The sequence below is a fragment of the Klebsiella sp. WOUb02 genome, from assembly GCF_050058015.1.
In the GTDB taxonomy this organism is placed as follows: Bacteria; Pseudomonadota; Gammaproteobacteria; order Enterobacterales; family Enterobacteriaceae; genus Klebsiella.
In genome coordinates, this window is the sequence record NZ_CP170110.1 from 1,642,717 (window position 1) to 1,657,070 (window position 14,354).

Genomic DNA, 14,354 nt, shown 5'->3' on the forward strand with positions numbered 1-14,354 from the left:
GATTCATGCGGCCCGCGTTTCCCGCTCCGGATTTAGCCACACTTCTTCCTGCCGGCTCCAGTTTCGCGTTGCCCCTGACCAGCGGTGCGGATGCTGCTTTTTCGCGGCCTCGTACACCGATTTTCGCTGTGACAGAAGTTGACGGTCTTCGCCTCTGTGCCGCTGACCCGGCGTCACATAGCGGATACCGCTGTGCCGGTGCTCTTCGTTGTACCAGCCGACGAAGCCTTCCACCCAGGCACGGGCCTCTTCCAGCGACGCGAAGCCCTTCTCAGGCCACGCCGGGACGTATTTCAGCGTCCTGAACAGCGACTCCACGTGGGCGTTGTCGTTGCTTACCCGTGGCCGGCTGTGCGACGCGGTTATCTTCAGTTCCGCAAGCTTCACCTGCAGCACCTGTGACTTCATGGGGGCCCCGTTATCCGCATGCAGCACCAGTGGCTCCTGCCAGCAACGCTCGCTCAGCACTGTCCGCTTTACCAGCTCTGCCGCATATTCCCCGCTTTCTACCGGATGCACTTCATAGCCCACGATTTTGCGGCTGAACACGTCTTCTGTCAGATACAGGTAGAACCAGTGGCCCGCCGTCAGCGACTTCAGCCACGTGATGTCCCACGACCAGACCTGGTTCGGCGCTGTTGCCTTCCAGGTCGACAGCGGCCTGCTTTGTGGAGCCTGCTGACGTCCCCGGTGACTGACTTCGCCGTAACGCCGCAGTACCCGGTAAAACGTCGATTCACTGGCGATGTAACGACCTTCATCGGCCAGCACCGGGACGATTTGTGCCGGTGGCAGACTGGCGAACCGGGGTTCATGACAGACAGCCAGCACCAGCTGCTCCTCTTCAGCGCTGAGCCTGTTCTTCGGCACCGGCCGGGGGGCAGCGGGACGCCGGTCATCAGAGCCTGCGTTGCCAGCGCTGGCGAGTCCGTTCGCTGATACCCACACACTGACAGGCTGCGTGCTGCCGGGCGCCGGCATCAAGGGCTTCCTGCACCATGGACATCAGCTGTAATCTGTCGGCCGCGGGTGTCATTCGTCCTCGCGTTCTTCGGCGAAGAACGCCTTCAGCTTTTTTTCCAGAATGAGCAGCGCCGCGGCTTCAGCCAGCGCCTTGTCCTTGCGGGCTATTTCACGGTTAAGTTGCTGAATTTCTTTTTTCTGCTTTTTAATCAAGGCTCTTTCTTCACGCTGACCGGGCTGCATAAATTCGTCCCTCCACTGCTGAATTTGCTCAGGATAAAGACCTTTACGGCGACAGTATTCAGCCACAGCATGAGCAGAAAGCGGTGCGGTTTCAACGAGAACGGCAAAGCGGGCGTCCTGCGACCATTCTGGCGTTGACTGACTTTCCGCTACACGAACGCCAGCCTGAGTACGCCAGGCATAAAGCGTATTGGCCGGGATCCCCTCAGAACGGGCTAACTGAACGACCGGTTGATTATGTGGCGGCATCATTCTGGCGATCAGAGCGGCTTTACGCTCAGGTGAATAAGTGTTCATTATTGTCCTCTCCGGCCCCCGGAAATTTTTCTGTCAGAGGCGACAACTACCCTGACATGGGGGGGTAACCGGCGACGGCAAGGCCTACACCACCGACGGGCTGGATTCCGACCGCGTGCCTGGCACCGAGCGTCATCTGATCAGCCTCCAGTATTCCGACGCCGACTTCTACGGCCAGAATCTGGTCAGCCAGATCTACTATCGCGACGAATCCCTGACCTTTTACCCCTTCCCGACCCTCACGAAGGGCCAGGTCAGCAGCTTCTCCTCCTCGAAGCAGGATACCGATCAGTACGGGGCCAAAATTACCCTCAACAGCCAGCCGCTGGAGGGCCTGGATCTGACCTGGGGGCTCGATGCCGATCATGAAACCTTCAACGCCAACCAGATGTTCTTCGATCTCAATCAATCGATGGCTTCCGGTGGGCTGAATAATCAGTCGATCTACACCACCGGCCGCTACCCGGGCTACAGCATCACCAATCTCGCCCCGTTCCTGCAGAGCAGCTATGACCTGAACGATATCTTCACCGTCAGCGGCGGCGTGCGCTACCAGTGGACGGAAAACCGGGTGAATGATTTTGTCGGCTACGCGCAGCAGCAGGACGTCGCCAACGGTAAAGCCCGTTCGGCGGATGCCATTCCCGGCGGGAAAACGGATTACGATAACTTCCTGTTTAATGCCGGGATTGTCGCCCACATTACCGACCGTCAGCAGACCTGGTTTAACTTCTCGCAAGGCATCGAGTCTGCCGGATCCGGGTAAATACTACGGCATTGGTCAATACGGCGCCGCCGTTAACGGCAATCTTCCGCTGCTGTCGAGCGTCAACGTCGGCGACTCGCCGCTGCAGGGGATAAAAGTTAACTCTTACGAGCTGGGCTGGCGCTACACCGGCGATAACCTGCGCACGCAGCTGGCGGCTTACTACTCTACGTCTGACAAAAACATCGTCGTCAACCGCGCCGATATGACGATTGACGTTCAGTCCGATAAGCGGCGTATTTACGGCATTGAAGGGGCGGTGGATTACGCCTTCCCGCAGAGCGACTGGAGCACAGGCGCTAACTTCAACATTCTGAAATCGCAGGTGAAGAGCGACGGCAGCTGGCAGAAATGGGATGTAACCCTGGCCTCACCGTCGAAAGCCACCGCCTGGGTCGGCTGGGCGCCGGACCCGTGGTCGCTGCGCGTGCAAACGCAGCAGGTGTTCGATATTAGCGACGCCAGCGGTAACAAACTTGATGGTTACAACACCGTCGACTTTATCGGCAGCTACGCGCTCCCGCTGGGCAAGCTGACCTTCAGCATCGAAAACCTGCTGAACGAAGACTACGTTACCCTCTGGGGCCAGCGCGCGCCGCTGCTCTATAGCCCAACCTACGGCAGCAGTTCGCTGTATGAGTACAAAGGCCGCGGCCGCACCTTTGGTCTGAACTACGCCCTGAGCTTCTGATAAAAAAAGCCCCTCATCCTGAGTGATGAGGGGCAAATAGCAATAAACGTCTTTTTTACGCTTTGTTATTCAGAATCAGCTGACCGTTACTATCCAGCGGAATTTGCGTGCCGGGGTCATGTTCCATGCGAATCTTGCCCTGCTGATCGCCGATTTTGTAGGTGACGTCATAGCCCAGCATTTTATCCGATTTGTCGTACACCGTTTTGCAGCGCTGCTGCGTGGTGGTGTAGGTGTCGCCTTCCTGCATCGATCCCTGAATCTGGTTACCGGCATAGCCGCCGCCCAGCGCGCCCACTACCGTGGCAACGCTGCGGCCGCGACCGCCGCCAAACTGATGGCCGATAACCCCGCCGGCAACCGCGCCGAGCACCGAGCCGGCAATCCGGTTTTCATCCTGCACCGGACGACGGTGGGTAACGGTGACGTTGCGGCACTCCTGGCGCGGCGTTTTAATGCTCTCTTTTATCGGCGTACTGGAGACCACCTGTGCATACTGCGGGCCACGATCCAGTACGTTAAGACCGGCGACGGCGGCCACGCCCAGCGCGGCGGCCACGCCAATCCCTATACCCGCCAACATTGATTTATTCACGGGACATCCTCCTTTGTTGCTGATAGCGATAATTTTGCTATCAGCCCGGGGAGCTTGCAAATCAGAAAGCGGATGAAAAATGCGAGGACATCCAGCAAACGGCGGGGATTCAGAGGAATCCGAGAGGATATAGCGAATATTGCAGAAGGATATTCCGGATAGTCGCCCGGCAGCGAGTTATCTGACCGGGCGGCGGTTCGGCGCGTTCCGCCCCCCCGGAGAAGGCGCTAACGCCGTCATCCGGGAGCCGGGCGCCCGAAAATTAGTGCAGCTTCAGACGCGGACGGATGATACGGTTGATGCGCCCCACCAGCATCATCAGGCCGGTTTTAAAGTAGCCGTGCAGCGCGATCTGGTGCATGCGGTACAGGGAGATGTAAACGAAGCGCGCAATACGACCTTCGACCATCATTGAGCCGCGCATCAGGTTACCCATCAGGCTGCCGACGGTCGAGTAGTTGGAGAGCGAAACCAGCGAACCGTGATCCTTATAAGCATAGGTTTTCAACGGCTTGTTTTTCATCTGCGCGAGGATGTTATGCAACGCGCAGGTTGCCATCTGGTGGGCGGCCTGCGCGCGCGGCGGCACGAACCCGCCTTCCTGACGGGCGCAGGAGGCGCAGTCGCCGATGGCATAGATGTCGGCATCGCGGGTCGTTTGCAGCGTCGGTTCGACCACCAACTGATTGATGCGGTTGGTTTCCAGACCGCCAATCTCTTTCATAAAGTCCGGCGCCTTAATCCCGGCGGCCCATACCATCAGATCGGCATTAATAAACTCGCCGTCTTTGGTGTGCAGGCCGTTAGCATCGGCGCTGGTGACCATGGTTTTTGTCAGCACCCGCACGCCGAGCTTGGTCAGCTCGCTGTGCGCGGCGCCGGAAATACGCGGCGGCAGCGCCGGCAGAATACGCTCCCCGGCCTCAACCAGGGTGACGTTCAGCGCTTCGTTGGTCAGCCCTTTGTAGCCATAGCTGTGCAGCTGCTTAACCGCGTTATGCAGCTCGGCAGAAAGCTCAACGCCGGTGGCCCCGCCGCCGACGATAGCAATATTCACTTTGCCGTTAGCGCCGAGATCCGCGGAGTATTTCAGGAACAGGTTGAGCATTTCCTGATGGAAACGACGCGCCTGATGCGGGTTATCGAGGAAAATACAGTTCTCTTTCACGCCCGGCGTATTAAAGTCGTTCGAGGTACTGCCCAGCGCCATGACCAGCGTGTCGTAAGGCAGCTTGCGCTCGGCCACCAGCAGCTCGCCCTTTTCGTCACGCAGTTCGGAAAGCGTGATGGTTTTTGCTTCGCGGTTGATATCCGCGACGGAACCGAGCTGGAACTGGAAACCGTGATTGCGGGCATGAGCCAGGTAGCTCAGCGCATCTACACCTTCGTCGAGCGAACCCGTTGCCACTTCATGCAGCAGCGGTTTCCACAGATGGCTATGATTGCGATCCACCAGGGTGATTTTCGCCTTTTTGCCGCGGCCCAGCTTTTTACCCAGCTGAGTAGCCAGTTCCAGCCCGCCGGCACCGCCACCAACGATTACTATTCTTTTCAATGGTGTAGTCACGTGACCCCCTAAAAGTATTAACCAATTGTTAATTAAAAGTTATACAAATAGCCTTTATTTAACAACAGGTTACAGCATTGAAACCATTCAGCGAAATCGAGAATAACATGAACGGTTCATTGGTCATACCAAAATTGATATGCATCAAGTTTTACCGCATATTTTTTGAGCAGACAATCACAGAATAGATAAAAAAAGCCCGCGGTGCGTTCACACGGCGGGCCGGAGGGAGGCTATTAGCCCAGGGTCTTAAAGGCTTTTATCCGCTGCAGGTGCGGGGAGATACTCTTGAATTTATGGCCCTGCTCGTTATCCCAGATGATTTCATAGTAGTGATGCAGCAGCTCGGCCGAACGCTGGCTGTCCAACGCTTCATCCTTGCGGGACAGCATCACCAGGCAACGATCGCGGTTTTTTTCACGGAAGTTATTCACGCACTTGGTAGCGATATCCGCGTACTCTTCCGGGCGGTCGATCTTCCCTTCCATGTTCTCGTCGGGAAACAGATTCGGGTTAAAAATCGCCTGGCGGATATCGCAGAGGAAGCCAATGCGTTCCGCCCAGTAGCCGCCGAGACCAACGCCGCAAATCAGCGGCCGATCGTCGGCGTTGAGCTGCAGCATCTTATCGACCTCTTTTAACAGGTGCTGCATGTCATGCTTCGGATGCCGCGTACTGTAGCTAATCAACCGCACGTCGGGATCGATAAACTGCAGACTGCAGCACCTTTTCATGGTTACCGGGGCTGTTAGAGTCAAAACCGTGTAAATAGATAATCATCGCATCCTCACCAGACAACAACGCCCTTCAGGTTTGCTACGCGGACTTCGCCTCTTGCCAGCGCGCGTGGAGCTGCTCCAGCTGCGCGTTGACCGCCTTCCAGCGGGCGGAATCCCTTAGTTCCTGACGGGTAAAGGAACCTTTATGATACAATTTCGTAACACGCTCTGCTTTGATCGGCGACAGGTTATCCAGCACGCTGACCGCCCCCTTACGATTATTACAGACCAGGATCATATCGCAACCCGCGTCGAGGGAAGCCTGCCCGCGCTCGGCGTAGCTGCCCATAATCGCCGCGCCTTCCATCGACAGATCGTCGGAGAAAATCACGCCGTCAAAGCCTAACTCCCCGCGCAGCACCGTCTTCAGCCAGTGCGCCGAGCCGCTGGCCGGACGCGGGTCGACGTCGGTGTAAATGACGTGGGCGGGCATAATCGCATCAAGCCGCTGCTCCGCAACCAGCGTGCGGAAAACGGCCATATCCCGGGCGCGTATTTCCGCCTCAGCGCGCGGGTCGCGCGGTGTCTCTTTATGTGAATCCGCGGTTACCGCGCCGTGGCCCGGAAAATGCTTCCCGGTCGTCTTCATGCCCGCCTCATGCATACCGTCAATAAAACAGCGCGCGATGGCCAGCGCCTTCTCGGGATCCTCATGGTAGGAGCGCTCGCCGATGGCGGCGCTAATGTGGCCGACGTCGAGCACCGGCGCAAAGCTGATATCAATATCCATGGCGATCATTTCGCTGGCCATCAGCCAGCCGGCCTGCGCCGCCAGCCTGCCGCCCTCTTCCATCCCCAGCAGCGCGGCAAAGGACTGCGCGGCCGGCAGGCGGGTAAAGCCTTCGCGAAAGCGCTGCACGCGCCCGCCTTCCTGATCGACCGCGATCGCCAGATGATTGTGCGAAGCTTCGCGGATCTGCCGCACCAGCTCGCGCAGCTGCGCCGGATCGTGATAGTTGCGGGTGAAGAGAATCAGTCCGCCAACCAAAGGATGCGCGAGGATCTCCCGCTCTTCCGCATCCAGTTCAAAACCTTCGACATCCAACATTACCGGACCCACACTAACCTCTCTTATATTATGTGTCTAACTGACCCCAGGCCGCATCAGCCAGGGCGATAAACTGTCGGTCGCCGGTTTGCTGCCAGCGACGCTCGTACCAGCCTGCCATGAGCATCAATACCCACGGGCGCCAGCGCTGAATTTGCCGCCACAGCTGGCGTTGATTAACGTTCGCCAGCCGGGCATACTCCGCAGCCAGCTGCCGCTGCTGCGCGGGATCGATCCACACGGCGGCAAGCTCCAGCGCAATATCGCCATCGCCGGCATATTCCCAGTCGATCAGCCGCAGCCCGCCCTCGGTATGGACCAGATTGCCGGCATGCACGTCCATATGCAGCGGCGCCAGGCGCAGCGGCCGCGGCTCTCCGCGGCGTAACAGACGTTTATACCAGCGCAGCCAGAGCGGGGTTCGTCGCGCGCGGTCGCTCTGCTGCCAGTAGCGTTCCAGCAGCGGCGCCAGCGCGATACGCCAGCCGAAGCGCGGCTGACGGTGCAGATGATACAACACCCCGGCCAGCCTGCGGGCACGGCGGAAGCGCGCTTTTCATTTCACCGACGCAGTATTCCACCACCATCCAGCGCGGCGAGTAAAATAGTGGCGACGGCGCAAGCGTATCCGGCATCCGGGATAGCGCGCGATATTGACGAAGGAAATCGCTGGAGGGCGCGGCAGGATCGTGCGGCTGGCGTAATACCAGCCGCCGGGTGCCGTTGCTGATAATGCAGCTACCGCCGCTCAGACCGGCAAAGGCCGGATCGTCGAGCGGCGAATAGCGGGGGAAAAAGCGCGACAATAGCTCATCGCGCGTTAGCTTACTGTTGCTGAACTGCACCTTTACCTGACCAAATAATCTCGCCGGTTTGCACCAGCATCAGCTGCATCTTTAGCTCAGGCGAATTGACGTTACCGGTGGCATTGGAGTAGAGCACGTACTGCGCGCCGACGGTGCGCGCAATGCCCATCGCTTTGCTGCGGCTGCCGAGGCTATCCTGCGGCGACAGGCCAAGCTGCTGTTTCGCAACGCCCAGTCTGCTGCGATGAAACCAGCGTAAACTTGCCGTTTCCGGTCAGTGCATTGCGCAGGGCCTCGGTCGCCTCACCCGCGTTCAACGTCCCGTTAGTGCGGTTATTGACGCTATCGACCAGCAGAATGCTGCCCGCATTCACGCCGCCCGCCTGCAGCATCTGCCCGACCATCGGCTGTACCGCACCGTTCCAGTCGTAGTGGCGAACGCGCGGCGTCGGCTGCGTCGGCTGCTGTTCATGCTCAATCGGACCCGGCTGCGCCGGCACTGCCGGAATGCCCGGCACGGTCGGCACCGTAGGCTGCGGCTGCGCGGGCTGTTCCGGCTTCGGCTGCGCCTCCTCTACCGGCGCGGGCTCCTGACGCTGCCCGACGCACCCGGCAAGGAATATCGCCAGTGCTGTGATCAACGCATAGCGACACATTTTCATCATCACAATTACCTCTTACAGATAAAGATAAAGTCGGGCCTTATGCGCCCCCAAAATATTCGCACTGCCGTAAAGCGTCACGGATGAGCGTGCGGGCACCGTTATGCTGCGGGCCGGCTCCAGCGGGTGCATCTCCAATCCTCTGGCGTCATACCAGAAGAAGCGGTAATGCACGACGATCGGCTCCTGACGTTCGTTGAACAGCCTTGAGGTCGCGGTGGCCTGAATCTGTGAGGCGGTAACCTCAGGCGCATCGGCGCTGATACCCGCGGCTAAGACGTTAGATTCCATCACCAGCGTCTGCTGCTCTCCCACCGGAATTTCCGCATGGGAACCGCAGCCGGCCAGCAGCGCCGCCGCCAGAAGAGTGCCGAAATGAGCTGCGCGCATTGATTAGCCTTTGTGAGCCAGCATGGGACCCAGCGGGCGACCGCCCAGCAGGTGCATATGGATATGGTAGACTTCCTGGCCGCCGTGGCGGTTGCAGTTGACGATCAGACGATAGCCGTCGTCGGCAAGACCTTCATCACGCGCAATTTTCGCCGCGACGGTCATCATTCGTCCCAGCGCCAGCTCGTGCTCCGCGGTGACGTCGTTGACGGTAGGAATCAGGATATTGGGGATAATCAGAATATGGGTCGGCGCCTGGGGAGAAATGTCGCGAAAGGCGGTAACAAGCTCATCCTGATAAACAATATCCGACGGGATCTCCCGGCGAATGATTTTGCTAAAAATCGTTTCTTCTGCCATGACTGATTCCTTATTAATTTTTATACCGTGCTCTGGTCTGCCTCTGCAGATAAACGCGGACGCACAGGATTCGTCTAAGAGTATGAGCGAGTTACTCCCCCTCTTTCAACCCGAATGCACTTTTTCTTACTCCGCGGCGGACTTAGCTGATGACGGATTAGGCATATCCCTGATTATGTCCGGCGGCGGCAGCGATTAAAGACCATTTTTGACCGCCATTCTTACGTCTGTTTACACATTAAATATAAATGCGTATATTTCTCATTTGTATTTATCTCATGGACGCAACGCACTTCAGGAATGGTTTGACCGCGGCCACAGAGCCTCGGCGTAAAATGCTTGTCTTCTAATTAAGGGTTAATAATGTCTTTCACCACCAGCTCACGGGACGGTCGCCGCGCGCCGTCTCTCCTCGCCGTCGGCATCGCGTTGGCGCTCTACCCCACGCTCGGCCTTGCCGCCGATACGACCGACGACACCATCATTGTAGAAGGAACAACGCCGTCAGGCAGCGACGAACAGCGGCAGGATTACAGCGTTAAAGCCACCACTGCCGGAACAAAAATGCTGATGACCCAGCGCGATATTCCGCAGTCGGTGAGTATCATCAGCGAGCAGCGGATGCAGGATCAGCAGCTGCAAACCCTTGGCGACGTGATGGACAACACGCTCGGGATCAGCCGCAGCCAGGCGGACTCCGATCGCAGCAGCTATTACTCCCGCGGTTTTCAGATAGACAACTATATGGTTGATGGGATCCCGACCTATTTTGAGTCCCGCTGGAACCTGGGCGACGCGCTCTCCGATACCGCGCTCTTTGAGCGGGTCGAGGTCGTACGCGGCGCCAACGGCCTGCTTACCGGGACGGGCAACCCCTCAGCATCGATCAACATGATCCGCAAGCATGCCACCAGCCGCGAGTTTACCGGCAATGTCTCCGCCGAATACGGCAGCTGGAACAAGCAGCGCTACGTCGCCGATATGCAAAGCCCGCTGACCGAGGATGGTAACGTTCGCGGGCGTATTGTCGCAGGCTATCAGAATAATGACTCCTGGCTCGATCGCTACAACAGCGAAAAAACGTTCTTCTCCGGCATTCTCGACGCCGACCTGGGCACCTCGACCAGCCTCTCCGCCGGCTACGAATATCAGCGAATCAACGTCGACAGCCCAACCTGGGGCGGCCTGCCGCGCTGGAATACCGACGGCAGCAAGAACCACTACGATCGCGCCCACAGCACCTCTCCGGACTGGGCCTACAACGATAAAGAGTTCAACAAAGTCTTCGTCACGCTGAAGCAGCGCTTTGCCGATACCTGGCAGGCGACCATGACCGCAACCCACTCCGAGGTCAAATTCGACAGCAAAATGATGTACGTCGATGCGTACGTCAACAAAGAGACCGGCATGCTGGTCGGCCCCTACGGCAGCTATGGCCCGGGCTATGACTACGTTGGCGGGACGGGCTGGAACAGCGGCAAACGTAAAGTCGATGCCGTAGATCTGTTTACCGATGGCGGTTTTGATCTGTTCGGACGCCAGCATAACCTGATCGTCGGCGGCAGCTACAGCAAACAAAATAATCGCTATTTCAGCTCCTGGGCCAACGTGTTCCCGGATGAAATCGGCAGCTTTAATAACTTCAATGCGGGCAATTTCCCTGAAACGGACTGGAACCCGCAAAGCCTTGCCCAGGACGACACCACGCGGATGAAGTCCCTGTACGCCGCGACGCGCTTCTCCCTCGCCGACCCGCTGCACTTAATTCTCGGCGCGCGCTATACCAACTGGCGTATCGATACCCTCTCTTACAGCATGGAGAAAAACCATACCACGCCATACGCCGGCCTGGTGTACGACATCGATGATAACTGGTCGACCTACGCCAGCTACACCTCAATCTTCCAGCCGCAGAAAGTCCGCGACAGCTCGGGTAAATATCTGACGCCGATCACCGGTAACAACTATGAGCTTGGCCTGAAATCAGACTGGATGGACAGCCGTCTGACCACCACGCTGGCCGTTTTCCGCATCGAGCAGGATAATCTGGGCCAGTCTACCGGGACGCCGATTGCCGGCAGCAACGGCGAGACGGCCTACAAAACCGCCAACGGCACGGTGAGTAAAGGCGTCGAGTTCGAAGTGAACGGGGCGATTACCGATAACTGGCAGATGACCTTCGGGGCCACGCGCTTTGTTGCGGAAGATAATGAAGGCAACGCGGTGAACCCTAACCTGCCGCGCACCAGCGTCAAGCTGTTCACCCGTTACCGTCTGCCGGCCGTGCCCGAGTTGACCGTTGGCGGCGGCGTGAACTGGCAGAACCGGGTCTATAAAGATACCGTCACGCCGTACGGAACCTTCCGCGCCGAGCAGGGCAGCTACGCGCTGGTTGATTTATTCAGCCGCTACCAGGTCACCAAAAACTTCGCCTTACAGGGTAATATCAACAACCTGTTCGACAAAACCTACGATACCAACATTGACGGCTCGATTGTTTACGGCGAACCGCGCAACTTCAGCATCACCGCCAGCTACCAGTTCTGATTTATCCTCAGCGCTGACCAGCAGAATCCAGGGAGCCCGCCGGCTCCCTTTTTTACTCGCTTAAATCAATAAAAAAGGCAGCCATTCGGCTGCCTTAGTCTCCCCACATCACAACTTAGTTGGCGCGGATGTACTCGTCCATTTCAGTTTTCAGGTTATCGGATTTAGTCCCGAAGATAGCCTGAACGCCTGAACCTGCAACGACCACACCGGCAGCGCCCAGTTTTTTCAGGCCAGCCTGATCAACTTTCGCGACGTCAGCCACGCTAACGCGCAGACGGGTGATGCACGCATCAAGGTTAGTGATGTTTTCTTTACCGCCGAACGCCGCGATCAGAGCCGGAGCCATTTCGCTGGAAGAGCCCACTTTGCTGTCTTCGGTTGAATCTTCGCGACCCGGAGTTTTCAGGTTCAGCGCTTTAATCAGCACGCGGAAGACAACGTAGTACACGATCGCATAGCAGATACCGACAATCGGGAACAGCCACAGCTTGCTGCTGTTACCGGACAGGACGATAAAGTCGATCAGACCGTGGGAGAACGACGTACCGTCACGCATACCCAGCAGGATACAGATCGGGAACGCCAGACCCGCAAGAATCGCGTGGATAACGTACAGGATCGGCGCAACGAACATGAAGGAGAACTCGATCGGCTCGGTAATACCGGTCAGGAACGAGGTCAGCGCCGCGGAGATCATAATACCGCCCACTTTCGCGCGGTTTTCCGGTTTAGCGGAGTGCCAGATAGCGATAGCTGCGGCCGGCAGACCGTACATTTTGAACAGGAAGCCGCCGGACAGTTTGCCCGCGGTCGGGTCGCCAGCCATGTAGCGCGGGATATCGCCGTGGAAGACCTGACCCGCCGCGTTGGTGTATTCACCAATCTGCATCTGGAAAGGAACGTTCCAGATGTGGTGCAGGCCAAACGGTACCAGGCAGCGCTCAATGAAGCCGTAGATACCGAACGCCACAACCGGGTTCTGGTACGCAGCCCACTGGGAGAAGGTCTGGATAGCAGAGCCGATCGGTGGCCAGATAAAGGAGAGGATCACGCCGGTGAAAATAGCGGCCAGACCGGAGATAATCGGCACAAAACGCTTGCCCGCAAAGAAGCCCAGATACTCAGGCAGCTTGATGCGATAGAAGCGGTTGAACATATACGCGGCGATTGCACCGGAGATAATACCGCCGAGTACGCCGGTATCCGCCAGATGTTTCGCCGCAATCTCTTCCGCAGGTAAATGCAGAACCAGAGGCGCAACGACCGCCATGGTTTTCACCATGATGCCGTAAGCCACGACCGCCGCCAGCGCCGATACGCCGTCGTTATTGGTGAAGCCAAGCGCCACACCGATAGCAAAGATCAGCGGCATATTAGCGAATACTGAACCGCCCGCCTCTGCCATGACGTGGGAAACGACTTCTGGCAGCCAGCTGAAGTTTGCGGAACCGACGCCCAGCAGGATACCTGCGATAGGCAGCACGGAGACCGGCAGCATCAGCGATTTACCGACCTTCTGCAGGTTAGCAAATGCATTCTTAAACATAATTGAGAGTGCTCCTGAGTATTTGGTACTTTTTTACGTTTTCACGCATTGGCACGGGGGGAGAACCGCGCCGTGGACAGGACATCTAAGCGCCCTTTATTTATTACACAGAGTAAAATAATTGGCGGAATGATTGTTTGACGGCTATCACGTTTCAATCAGTCGGCGTGGAAAAGTTTACATCAACTTACATAACCTGTATCTAAATGTAACCAAAAGCACGTCACCGCCCCTTTTGTGGCGGTGAACTTTACTCGCTTTAAGTATTAATTACGAGCCTTAAAATAATAGGAAGATCGGCAGGTTACGGGCGGGAGGGGTCGATATGGAACAATCTGGCGAAATTATCGGTGGTCTGCTGCGCCAGCTGCTCCAGCGAAACGCCCTTCAGAACCGCCATATATTCGGCAACGTCGCGGACCATCGCCGGCTGGTTCTCTTTACCACGATGGGGAACCGGCGCGAGGTACGGCGAATCGGTCTCCACCAGCAGGCGATCGAGGGGAACGTAGCGCGCGGCATCGCGCAGTCTGTTCGGCGTTACGGAACGTGACAATACCGGAAAACGAGATATAGAACCCCATGTCCAGCAACTTACCCGCCGTCTCTCTATCCTCTGTGAAACAGTGTAGTACGCCGCCGCAATCCGTCACTTTTTCTTCCTGCAAAATTGCCAACGTATCGGCCCGCGCGTCGCGGGTATGCACAATCACCGGCTTGTTGAGCTCGCGGCCGATGCGGATATGATCGCGGAAGGACTCCTGCTGGCGGGGCCGGGTTTCCGGGGTGTAAAAATAGTCCAGCCCGGTCTCGCCCATCGCCACGACGCCCTCCTCCGCCGCCAGCCGACGCAGCTCGTCGACATCGTACGCTTCATCCTGGTTGAGCGGATGCACGCCGCAGGAGAAAACCACGTTGTCGCGTGCCCCAACCAGCTCGCGCATCCCGCGGTATCCCGGCAGCGTCGTCGCAACGGCGAGGAAGAACTTCACGTCACGCGCGGCGGCTTTCGCCAGCACATCGTCCACGTCTTTATGCAGGGTTTCATAATCCAGACCATCAAGATGGCAGTGGGAGTCGACTAAAAACAT

At 57.6% G+C, this 14,354-nt stretch carries 7 protein-coding genes and 6 pseudogenes; 2 read left to right on the forward strand and 11 right to left on the reverse strand.

Annotation, left to right across the window (positions count from 1 at the left end; all coding sequences use genetic code 11):
* Positions 1 to 3: 3 nt before the first annotated feature.
* Positions 4 to 1,503, reverse strand: a pseudogene (locus ABOC21_RS14820) (IS3 family transposase).
* 64 nt (positions 1,504 to 1,567) lie between these two features.
* Between ABOC21_RS14820 and ABOC21_RS14825 the strand changes: the two are divergent.
* A pseudogene (locus ABOC21_RS14825) lies at positions 1,568 to 2,960 on the forward strand (TonB-dependent siderophore receptor); the annotation flags it as partial.
* Positions 2,961 to 3,015: 55 nt separating this feature from the next.
* Here the strand turns inward: ABOC21_RS14825 and ABOC21_RS14830 are convergent.
* From ABOC21_RS14830 to hinT, 8 genes and pseudogenes are all read right to left on the reverse strand, one after another.
* Complete coding sequence (locus ABOC21_RS14830) at positions 3,016 to 3,555, reverse strand: glycine zipper 2TM domain-containing protein (RefSeq protein WP_426815100.1); 540 nt, start codon at positions 3,553 to 3,555, stop codon at positions 3,016 to 3,018.
* A gap of 262 nt (positions 3,556 to 3,817) precedes the next feature.
* Entirely contained in the window at positions 3,818 to 5,122 is a 1,305-nt protein-coding gene (locus ABOC21_RS14835; protein ID WP_426815101.1) for an NAD(P)/FAD-dependent oxidoreductase, read from the reverse strand.
* A gap of 236 nt (positions 5,123 to 5,358) precedes the next feature.
* A pseudogene (ycfP, locus tag ABOC21_RS14840) lies at positions 5,359 to 5,902 on the reverse strand (alpha/beta hydrolase YcfP).
* Between the two features lie 36 nt (positions 5,903 to 5,938).
* Entirely contained in the window at positions 5,939 to 6,949 is a 1,011-nt protein-coding gene (gene nagZ / locus ABOC21_RS14845; RefSeq protein WP_426815102.1) for a beta-N-acetylhexosaminidase, read from the reverse strand.
* Between the two features lie 28 nt (positions 6,950 to 6,977).
* A pseudogene (gene thiK, locus ABOC21_RS14850) lies at positions 6,978 to 7,794 on the reverse strand (thiamine kinase).
* Positions 7,775 to 8,411: pseudogene (gene lpoB / locus ABOC21_RS14855) on the reverse strand (penicillin-binding protein activator LpoB). Before lpoB ends, thiK begins: the two co-directional pseudogenes overlap by 20 nt.
* Before the next feature lie 21 nt (positions 8,412 to 8,432).
* A complete protein-coding gene (locus tag ABOC21_RS14860; protein ID WP_045854851.1) occupies positions 8,433 to 8,807 on the reverse strand; it encodes a YcfL family protein in 375 nt (124 codons plus the stop codon).
* 3 nt (positions 8,808 to 8,810) lie between these two features.
* Entirely contained in the window at positions 8,811 to 9,167 is a 357-nt protein-coding gene (gene hinT / locus ABOC21_RS14865; RefSeq protein ID WP_045854850.1) for a purine nucleoside phosphoramidase, read from the reverse strand.
* Positions 9,168 to 9,530: 363 nt separating this feature from the next.
* On the opposite strand from hinT, the gene fhuE reads away from it, so the two are divergent.
* Complete coding sequence (fhuE, locus tag ABOC21_RS14870) at positions 9,531 to 11,714, forward strand: ferric-rhodotorulic acid/ferric-coprogen receptor FhuE (RefSeq protein WP_426815103.1); 2,184 nt, start codon at positions 9,531 to 9,533, stop codon at positions 11,712 to 11,714.
* A gap of 115 nt (positions 11,715 to 11,829) precedes the next feature.
* Here the strand turns inward: fhuE and ptsG are convergent, their stop codons facing one another.
* A complete protein-coding gene (gene ptsG / locus ABOC21_RS14875; RefSeq protein WP_426815104.1) occupies positions 11,830 to 13,263 on the reverse strand; it encodes a PTS glucose transporter subunit IIBC in 1,434 nt (477 codons plus the stop codon).
* A 304-nt stretch (positions 13,264 to 13,567) separates the two neighbouring features.
* Positions 13,568 to 14,354: pseudogene (locus ABOC21_RS14880) on the reverse strand (metal-dependent hydrolase).

Coding starts and splice junctions, on each gene's coding strand:
- nagZ (WP_426815102.1), bottom strand. CDS start 6,949: ATGTTGGATGTCGAAGGTTTTGAACTGGATGCGGAAGAGCGGGAGATC.
- ABOC21_RS14860 (WP_045854851.1), bottom strand. CDS start 8,807: ATGCGCGCAGCTCATTTCGGCACTCTTCTGGCGGCGGCGCTGCTGGCC.
- hinT (WP_045854850.1), bottom strand. CDS start 9,167: ATGGCAGAAGAAACGATTTTTAGCAAAATCATTCGCCGGGAGATCCCG.
- fhuE (WP_426815103.1), top strand. CDS start 9,531: ATGTCTTTCACCACCAGCTCACGGGACGGTCGCCGCGCGCCGTCTCTC.
- ptsG (WP_426815104.1), bottom strand. CDS start 13,263: ATGTTTAAGAATGCATTTGCTAACCTGCAGAAGGTCGGTAAATCGCTG.